At 67.1% G+C, this 2,933-nt stretch carries 3 protein-coding genes; all 3 read left to right on the plus strand.

Annotated elements, in window-relative coordinates:
* Positions 1-585, plus strand: a 585-nt coding sequence (locus FKP22_RS25990) for an ATP-binding cassette domain-containing protein (RefSeq protein WP_141290718.1), incomplete at its 5' end; no start/stop codon positions are given.
* Positions 582-1,622: an ABC transporter permease gene (locus FKP22_RS25995; protein WP_141290720.1), complete on the plus strand. Its 1,041-nt coding sequence runs from the start codon at positions 582-584 to the stop codon at positions 1,620-1,622. The genes FKP22_RS25990 and FKP22_RS25995, both read left to right, overlap by 4 nt.
* A 14-nt stretch (positions 1,623-1,636) precedes the next feature.
* A complete protein-coding gene (yjfF, locus tag FKP22_RS26000; RefSeq protein ID WP_141290722.1) occupies positions 1,637-2,686 on the plus strand; it encodes a galactofuranose ABC transporter, permease protein YjfF in 1,050 nt (349 codons plus the stop codon).
* Positions 2,687-2,933 lie beyond the last annotated feature (247 nt).

Below are 2,933 nucleotides of genomic sequence, written 5' to 3' on the forward strand. Positions count from 1 at the left end.
CTGGACAAGGCCGACAGCGGCACGCTGAAGCTGCGCGGCGAAACGCTGGCGCTCAGCTCGCCCACGCAGGCCGTGCGCCACGGCCTGGCGATGTGCCCCGAGGACCGCAAGGCCGAAGGCATCGTCGCCGACCTGTCGATCCGCGAAAACATCGCGTTGGCGCTGCAGGCCCGGCTGGGCATCTGGCGCTGCCTGGGCACGCGCCGGCAGCAGGTGCTGGCCGACAAGTTCATCCAGCAGCTGGGCATCAAGGCGGCAGACGCCGAAATGCCGATCAGCCAGCTCTCTGGCGGCAACCAGCAGAAGGCGCTGCTCGCACGCTGGCTGGCCACCGAGCCGGCGCTGCTGATCCTCGACGAACCCACGCGCGGCATTGATGTGGCCGCCAAGCAGGACATCATGGACAAGATCCGCATGCTGGCTGCCGAAGGCCTGGCCGTGCTGTTCATCTCGGCCGAGCTGGACGAGATCTCGCGCCTGTCGGACCGCATTGCCGTGATGCGCGACCGGCGCAAGGCCGGCGAGCTGCCCGGCGGCAGCAGCGAAGTCGCCATCGCCGACATGATCGCCGGGGTGCCGGCATGAAGCGGCTCACTTCTCATCGCCTGTTCTGGCCGCTGGTCACGCTGGTGCTGCTGCTGGCCATCAATGCCAGCTTCAACCCCGGCTTCTGGCAACTGCGCTGGCGCGACGGCCACCTCTACGGCAGCATCATCGACATCCTGAACCGTGCCGCCCCGCTGGCCATTGTCTCGCTGGGCATGACGCTGGTCATTGCCACCCGCGGCATCGACATTTCGGTCGGTGCCGTGGTCGCGATCGGTGCCGCGGTGGCGGCCTGGATGATAGGCGGCCAGCTGGTGATGCAGGACGGCGCGCCGGTCTACCTGAGCCGCTTCCCGATGGGGCTGGCCCTGGCCTGCGCCATGGGTGTGGCGCTGCTGTGCGGGCTGTGGAACGGCGTGCTGGTGGCAGGTGCTGGCATCCAGCCCATCATCGCCACGCTGATCCTGATGGTCGCCGGCCGCGGCGTGGCGCAGCTGGTCACCGGTGGGCAGATCATCACCGTCTACTACCCGCCGTTTTTCTTCCTCGGCGGTGGCTTCCTGTTCGGCCTGCCGTTTGCGCTGTTCGTGGTCGCGGCCATCTGGCTGGTGCTGCAGCTGGCGCTCACGCGCACTGCGCTCGGGCTGTTCATCCAGGCCATTGGCGTGAACCCGGCGGCCGCGCGGCTGGCGGGGGTGCGCCAGCGCCTGATAACAGTCTGCGTCTACGGTTTCTGCGGCCTGGCCGCGGGTGTGGCCGGGTTGCTGCTGAGCAGCAATGTGAAGAGCGCCGACGGCAACAACGCCGGCCAGCTGATGGAGCTGGACGCGATCCTCGCCGTCACGCTGGGCGGCACGCTGCTGACCGGCGGGCGCTTCACGCTGGCCGGCAGCGTCATCGGCGCGCTGATCATCCAGACGCTGACCTCCACCATCTACTCCATCGGCGTGCCGCCCGAGGTCAACCTGGTCGTCAAGGCTGCGGTGGTCTTTGTCGTGATGCTGCTGCAGTCGCCCGACTTCCGCACCTGGCTGCGCAGCATTGCGGTGCGGCCGGCGGCGAGGAGTGCGGCATGAGTGCCTTGCCCCAAATGACGACGCCTTCCATCGAACGAGCTGAGCCGTCCAAGCTGCAAGTCGTGCCGCCGGCACCGGCCCCGCAGCGCCGCGGCCCGCGCCTGCGCGCAGAGCAGCTGCCGCTGGCGCTGACCATCCTGCTGTTTGGCGTGATGGCCGCCTACGGCTCGGTCGCCTACACCGGCTTCTTCTCGGCCCAGGTCTTCCTGAACCTGCTGATCGACAACGCCTTCCTGCTGATCGTCGCGGTCGGCATGACCTTCGTGATCCTGGCCGGCGGCATCGACCTGTCGGTCGGCTCGGTGATTGCGCTCACCACCATGGTCGAGGCCACGCTGGTCGAGCGCCATGGCTGGAGCGCGACGGCGGTCATCCCGCTGGTGCTGGCCATGGGCCTGGTCTTCGGCACGGTGCAGGGCTTCCTGATCCAGCGCTTCCGGCTGCAGCCCTTCATCGTCACGCTGGCCGGCATGTTCCTGGCGCGCGGCCTGTGCTACCTGATCAGCATCGACTCGATCAGCATGGCCGACGAGACCTTTGGCGAAATCTCGCAGGCGCGCTTCTCGCTGTGGGAAGGCGCTTCACTGTCGGTCGGCGCCATCATTGCGCTGGTGGTCGTCGCGGTCGGCCTGTTCGTCGCGCACGGCACGGCGTTTGGCCGCACTGTCTATGCGATTGGCGGCAGCGAACACTCGGCCTTGTTGATGGGGCTGCCGGTGGCACGCACGACGGTGCAGGTCTATGCGCTCAGCGGCTTCTGCTCGGCACTGGCCGGCGTGGTCTTCAGCTTCTACATGCTCTCGGGCTATGGCCTGCATGCGACCGGGCTGGAGCTGGACACGATTGCCGCGGTGGTGATCGGTGGCACGCTGTTGTCTGGAGGCGTCGGTCACGTTGCAGGCACCTTGTTTGGCGTGCTGACGCTGGGCATCATCCAGACCCTGATCAGCTTCGACGGCACCCTCAGTTCCTGGTGGACGCGCATCGTCATCGGTGCCTTGCTGTTTGTCTTCTGCCTGCTGCAGCGCCTGTTTGAAGGCCGCCGTGGCCATGCTGTTTCCTGACTGAATCCATGGCCACAGCGCCTGTGCGCCGTGTGCCTTTTTCGCGCAACCGTACGCCCGAGTTTTTCCCTCGCGCAGGCTGTCCATTGCCTGCGACTTCCTGTCCGGTCCTTTCGACCGGTCGATAACATCCTGGAGACTCACGATGAATCGTTTTGAAACTGCCCGCCGCGGCGCGGTGCCGCGTGCACTGCTGTCGGCCACGGCCTTTGCCGCGACCACGCTGCTGGCACTGCCATCGGCGCAA

This window comes from Ideonella azotifigens, assembly GCF_006519715.1.
GTDB lineage: Bacteria > Pseudomonadota > Gammaproteobacteria > Burkholderiales > Burkholderiaceae_C > Ideonella > Ideonella azotifigens.

Coding starts and splice junctions, on each gene's coding strand:
- yjfF (WP_141290722.1), top strand. CDS start 1,637: ATGACGACGCCTTCCATCGAACGAGCTGAGCCGTCCAAGCTGCAAGTC.
- FKP22_RS25995 (WP_141290720.1), top strand. CDS start 582: ATGAAGCGGCTCACTTCTCATCGCCTGTTCTGGCCGCTGGTCACGCTG.